Below are 6189 nucleotides of genomic sequence, written 5' to 3'. Positions count from 1 at the left end.
GCGAGCCACCCCGCATACTTTCCCGGCCCCACGGCGCGCCGAAGGCGCTCACACGCTGGGTCGCAGATGACGTCGTTCCCAGCGCTGGGAACGACGCGATCTGCGACTTACTTGGGTGCGGACACTCTGCGTTAACCTTGTACGGGGCAGTTTTCGCTGCCGGTCAGGTTTCGCAGCAGCTGAAGGAGAGTAGTTGTCCCGTTCAGCCATGTCCTCCGCCGACGCCATCAGCGCCCGGCTTCGCGACCTCGAACAGCTGACCAAGGGACCTGCCTGGGCGCTGACCCGCTCGGCCCCGTGGGTGATCGCCGTTCTGCAGGCATCCTTCACCCGCACCAGGCCGCAGCTTCCGCTCGAAGAGTTCCATGCCGACGTCGACGCTTTCCTTGAGCAGCTCCGCCGCCAGGACCCTGCACTTGGCGGACAGCAAAACGGCAAGTCGTTTGGCGACGAATGGACCCGGAAGCAGTTCCTCACGCGCCGCAACCAGTCCGGCCAGATCGTCTACGAAGTCACTGAAGCCGCGGCCCGCGTCCTCGCCTTCCTCGACAGCCTCTCCAGCGAACGCTCCACCCTTAACGGTTCCCGCCTGGGTACCTTGCTCGGTGACGTCGAAAAGCTCGCCAACGAGACCAACCCGGACCAAAGTGCCCGCTTGGAAGCCCTCGAGGAAGAGATCCAGGAGCGCCAACAGCTGGTGGAGGACATCAGCTCGGGCGAGTTCGATGGCCTCCTCGACGACGACGAAGCCGTAGAAGCAGCCGGAAACATCCTGGACCTCGCGGCCAGCTTGCCCGCCGACTACAAGAAAATGCGTGACCGCATCGAGGAACTCGTAGGCGAGCTGCGGAACCAGATCATCGAGGAATCGCTCAGTAAAGGCGCCACCATGGCCCAGGTACTGGAAGCGGACAAGCGGCTCCGGCAAAGCCCGGAAGGCCGTACGTTCCGTTCCTTCACTGCGTTCCTGGAGGATCCGCAGCAGCAGTTGCGCTTCCGTTCGGCCATCGGCGAGGTGCTGAGCCGGCAATTCGCCGACGACCTCTCGCACGAAGACCGCGAGACGCTGAAGAACCTCGTAGCCGAGCTTCGCACGCAGCACAGCCAGATCCAGCGGATCTACGGGAAACTCTCCGAGAGCCTCAACACGTACATCCAGAGCGACGACGTCCGCCAATCGGTGAGCCTGCGGAAGGTCCTCGCCGAGGCCGAGCATGCCATCAGGTCGCTGCCCTACGAACGCGACCGGCCCGGCTTGGTTCCCGGGCCCGTCCTGTACAACGCGGGGTTCGAATCGCTCGCCATGGTCAAGCTCTTCGACCCGGATGAGTTCGCCACTCCGCCGCGCCTGGCCGACCCCATCGCGTTCAGCGACTCGGACCGCGTGAAGTCCGCCCGCACCGGAAAGGCACGGCCCGCCGTCGTGCGTGCCGCCATGGCTGGTTCGGCCACCATCGGCGAGGCATGGGAGAACCTGCCACCCGAGGAACGGCACATCAATACCGTGCGTTCCCTCCTTTCCATGGCCTTGCAGTCAGGTGCGGCCTTTGACCGGGCCACGTGGGAACACATCGACTTCGAACAAATCGACGGCAGCATCCGCACGGCATACCTGCCGGTCGTCTCGCTGAATGAGGATTCTGATGACTGAGGAAATCACGACGACGGACGCCACCTTTGAGGAGGACGTCACCGACGAGGCTGCCTCCGTTGGCTCGGTTCCCGTTGAGCACGTTGCGGACCCGTTCCGGATCACCCCGCGCGACACTTTCGTGGACGGGGCCGCGCTGTTCCCCGGTGACACCGGCGTCCTGCCGATGAAGGTCCGGCACGCCCTGGTCAAGCTCCTCAAAGGCCCCTACATCGACGGCGGCCGGGACGAGAAACTGTGGACCACCCTCCTGGACAACCAGTTGATCCTCCGCAGCCGCCTCTCGGAGCTGTTCCTCACCTTGCAGCTGGACCACGACCGCAAGATCGCCGTCCTGCGCCCGGTTGATCCCGAGATCATCGGAGCCAGTTCCCGTTCGAGCATCCTGCGGCAGCAAAGGGCCCTCAGCCGCGTGGAAACAATCGTCTTGCTGCGGCTGCGCCTTCTCCTGGACCGCCACGTGACAGCCCAGACAGACCCAAGCATCACCCGCGAGGAGATCTCTGACCTCGTGGCGAACTACACACCCGCCGGCCAGCAGGACGCGTTGCGCGACTCGGACGTGGTCACGCGCACCATCACCAAACTCCTGGCGCGCCAACTCCTCCTCCCCACACCCTTGGACGACACCTACACCATCAGCAACGCCCTCCCCCTGGCCCTCCCGTTCGAAAACATCGGAGACATCCCGGCCCACATCGAGTCCTTGGTAGCAGTAGCAGCCGATGAGTCAGGAACGGAGCCCCTGCTGGACTTGGACCCCGATTCGCAATCGGAAGACGACGACTCCGCTGGGAGCGACGACGCCGATGCCGGGGACATGCGGCAGCCTGCGTCTAAGCGAGGCACGAGCGAGCAGGCAGAGCATGTGCCCGGTACCGCCGCGGACGTAACCACGACTGACGGGACACAGAAGTGACCATCGCAAGCATGCTCCCCTTGGGCGAACTCACCAACCCGGGCCAGATGCGCCTTGCACTCGTCCAGGTGGTCAACTGGGGCACCTTCCATGGCGCCCACACCATGCACGTGGACCGCAACGGCACCCTCCTTACCGGTAACTCCGGTGTTGGCAAGTCGACGCTGTTTGACGCGATGCTTCGTGTTTTCGACGCCCGTCCGCGTTCCAACGAGGCCGCTGCCCAGCGCTCGGGCGGTGCTGTGGAGGACAAGAGGACCACCTTCACCTACATGCGCGGCAAGGTTGGTGACAAGGCGGTGGGGGATGGTTCGGCCAGTGCCTTCCAGCGCCCGGGTGCCACCTGGTCCGCCGTCGCGCTGACGTTCGACAACGCTGCCGGCACCAAAGTGACGGTCTCAGCGCTTTTCGACTTGCCCAAGAACGGCACGGAGTCCAGCGTTGGTCGCTTCTATGTGATCGACAGCAAGCCCCTGGACCTTGAGGCCATAGAGGGGATCGCCCAGAAGCGTTTTACCAAGGGTGCGTTGGAGTCGATCTTCCCCGAGGGACAGGTCTTCGATGTCCACAAGGCCTTCGCGGAGAGGTTCCGCAGGCTCCTGGGAATCAACTCGGACCAGGCGCTCCCGCTGCTTCGCGTGATCCAGGCCGGCAAGGGCCTGGGCGGCAGTGTAAACACGTTCTTCCGGGACCAGGTCCTTGACGCCCCGGCAACGCTCGCCGCGGCAGACGATGTGGTGGAAGAGTTCAGCAACCTGATGTCCATCCGCCAGCGGCTGGAGGATGTCCGCCAGCAGCGCGACCAATTGGCACCGGTTCCCGGGCTGAACAAGGACTACGCGCAGGCCCTCCTGGATGCGAACCGATTGCGCGAGCTCGCCGGTGAGGAGTTCGCCGCATACAAGCAGCAACTTGCGGTGACGGTACACGCCAAGACGCTGGCCCGATTCAAGGAGTTGGCCCAGTCAAAGGCCCAGGAACTTGCGGCCGAGCGGACCGTGCGGGACGCCTTGGCCAAGGAACTGCGTGAGCTCGAGTCGGACTACAACAACCGCGGTGGCAACGCGATCTCGGCCATTGAGCAGTCGTTGGACAATGCACGTGTGGGTCTCAAGCTCCGCCAGCAGGTGGAGGAATCCGCCAGGAAGGCCTTGAGCGATGCCGGCCTGGACCTGGAATGGTCGGAGGAGGGCTGGGACCAAGCCCACGAGCAGGCTGCAGCCCGCTCGGCCGCTTTGCAGGATGATTCGGAGTCACTGAAAGAGCTCCGCTTCGAGGCCTTCGACGCGCACGCCACCAAGAAACGCGAACTTGCCGCAGCCGGGCAGGAGCTCTTGTCGCTGCGGTCGCGCAAGTCCCTCCTGCCGCCGTCGAGCATTGAAAACCGGGCCGCAATTGCGGCGGCCACCGGGGTGCCGGAGGAGCGGATGCCCTTCGGCGGCGAGCTGATGGACCTGGCAGAGGGGCAGGAACAATGGCGCCCGGCGGCCGAACGTGCACTGCGCAACCTCGCCACCACACTCCTGGTGCCCGGCGAACACTTCGCTGCCGTCACACGGTACCTCAACGACAACACCGTCCGCGGCGCCCTGCGTGCCGTTGATGTGTCCAAGCCACTGGCCGGCGGCGCGCTGGCTGTGGAGGACGTGTCCGACGGCGACCTCTTGACCAAGTTGAGCATCCTCACCTCGGGCGCCAACGCGGACGCGGGGGAATGGATCCGTGAGCGGATCGCGATCGACTTCGCGTATCCGTGCGTGGAGGACCCCGATGAGCTGGCCTCCCTCGACAAGGGCTTGAGCCTTGGCGGCGTGGTCAAGCGCAACAGGCACACCGTGGAGAAGGACGACCGCTTCACCAGCCGGCAGGACTACGTGCTCGGCTTCGACAACGCCTCCAAACTGGAACTCGTTGCCGCCCGCGTGGGCGAGCTGGAAAATGAACTGGCCAAGGCCGCCGAATTAGCCCAAAGCCGCGAGGATTCGCACCAGGGAATGGCCCGGCAGCTGGAGGCCCTCCGCCGTGTGGCCGAGGATGAACGTCCGTGGGAACAGGTTTCCGCGGCTGTTGCCGCAGACGAGCTGGCACGGATCGAGCAGCGACTTGCCGATGCCCTCGCCGCCCAGGCCGACCTTGAACCCTTGCGCGCCAACATCGAGGCCGTGCGGGAAAAGCACCAGTCCTCCACAGGTTCTGCCGCTGTGCTCCAGAGCGAGTACAAAGCGCTCGACCATCAGATGACCACGGCTGACGGCCTGCTGGACGCGGCGAGGTTGAAGCTCGAGCAGGCACCGCCGTCGGGCTCCACCGTTGCGGCCCTTGAGCCGTACTTCGCCGGCGCCGCGGACGTTTCCGAACTCCATGAGCTGGACAACCTCGCCAACGCCGTCCGCAACACGCTGCTCGACGAGCTGCACGCTGCCGAGTCGCGGGGGCAAGCCACGGCTGAACGCCTGACGCGCATCTTCGAAGCGTTCGTGCGCGACTGGGGGAGCGCCATCAGCGCCGACCATGGCACGTCGATCGGTGCCGCCGGGGACTTCGAGTCCCGGTACCACGCGATCGTGAACGACGGCTTGCCCGCCCAGGAAGCCGAATTCCGCCTGTTCTTCAACCAGCGGACGCACGAGTCCTTCAGCACGCTGTTGCACCTGCTCGATGAGGAACGCCGCACCATTACCAGCCGCATCCTGCCGCTGAACGGGATCCTGTCCGAAGTGAACTTCCACGAGGGCAGCTATCTGGAACTGGACATCAAACAGACGCTGCCGGCCACGGCAAAGCAGTTCAAGGATGCCATCCAGAACGCTTTGAAGGCGAAGCACACCCGGCCGTCCCGCAACGCTGCGGCCGCAACGGAAACCGACGAGGATGCCGAGCTCACTGCCCGCTACAAGTCGCTCGAAACCCTGGTGAAGCGGCTTGGTTCGCAGACACCCGAGGACCGGCGGTGGCGCGCGGAGGTGCTGGACGTCCGCGGGCACCTGTTCATCCAGTGCAAGGAACACCGCGAAGCGCCGGGCAAAACCGGCAAGTCGGGCAAGCCGAAGACCGAGGTTTTCATGCACGCCGACACCGGGTCCATGTCCGGTGGCGAACGTCAACGGTTCACCGCGTTCATCATGGCCGCGGCATTGAGCTACCAATTGGGCATCGCCGAGCAGGGCTTCACCACCTACGGCACGGTGATGATGGATGAGGCTTTCGTGCTTGCCTCAGAGGAGTTTGCCGGCGCGGGCATCAAGGCGCTCCACGAGTTCGGCTTCCAGCTGCTGCTGGCGGCGCCCGAAAACGTGATCGATCTTTCGCGTCACCTTGGCTCGGTGACGGAGATCCTCCGGGACAAGCGCACCAACCGCTCGGGTGTGCTCACCGCTCCGGTCATTTCGGGCACGGGCGAGCCGGGGGCATGGCGTTCGGAAGCAAACCCCGTGGACATCGTGCTCCGCTGAGCCTGCGCGCCCACCTCCCGCTTCCCGCTCCCCGTGCCCGTTTCCCCAACTGAGTCGCAGTTCGCGTCGTTACCAGCGGGCGGTTTCTAGCGGTTATCGCAACAGGAAGGTTCTGATCATCTCATTTGGGGTGCAGAAGTCGAATCGTTGGCGGGGTCTGTCGTTGA

General features: G+C 64.7%; 3 protein-coding genes. All 3 read left to right on the top strand.

Translation table 11 applies throughout. The features are described from left to right. Window positions 1–193 precede the first annotated feature (193 nt). Genes ACH488_RS21885 through ACH488_RS21875 form a run of 3 tightly spaced genes read left to right on the top strand, consistent with a single transcriptional unit; the run spans window position 194 to window position 6022 of the window. Window positions 194–1651, top strand: coding sequence for a DUF3375 family protein (locus ACH488_RS21885; protein WP_397326701.1), 1458 nt, complete (start codon window positions 194–196; stop codon window positions 1649–1651). After that, the gene (locus ACH488_RS21880; protein WP_397326700.1) at window positions 1644–2570 is read left to right on the top strand and encodes a DUF4194 domain-containing protein; all 927 of its coding nucleotides are present in this window, start codon (window positions 1644–1646) and stop codon (window positions 2568–2570) included. The genes ACH488_RS21885 and ACH488_RS21880 overlap by 8 nt, the downstream gene beginning before the upstream one ends. After that, on the top strand, window positions 2567–6022 hold the full coding sequence (locus tag ACH488_RS21875) for an ATP-binding protein (RefSeq protein WP_397326699.1): 3456 nt from the start codon (window positions 2567–2569) through the stop codon (window positions 6020–6022). The genes ACH488_RS21880 and ACH488_RS21875 overlap by 4 nt, the downstream gene beginning before the upstream one ends. The last annotated feature ends 167 nt before the right edge of the window (window positions 6023–6189 follow it).

It is taken from the genome of Paenarthrobacter sp. NPDC018779, assembly GCF_044391085.1.
Taxonomy (GTDB): domain Bacteria; phylum Actinomycetota; class Actinomycetes; order Actinomycetales; family Micrococcaceae; genus Arthrobacter.
Note: the sequence above shows the minus strand (reverse complement) of the source record. Positions and strands in the feature narration are given on the sequence as shown.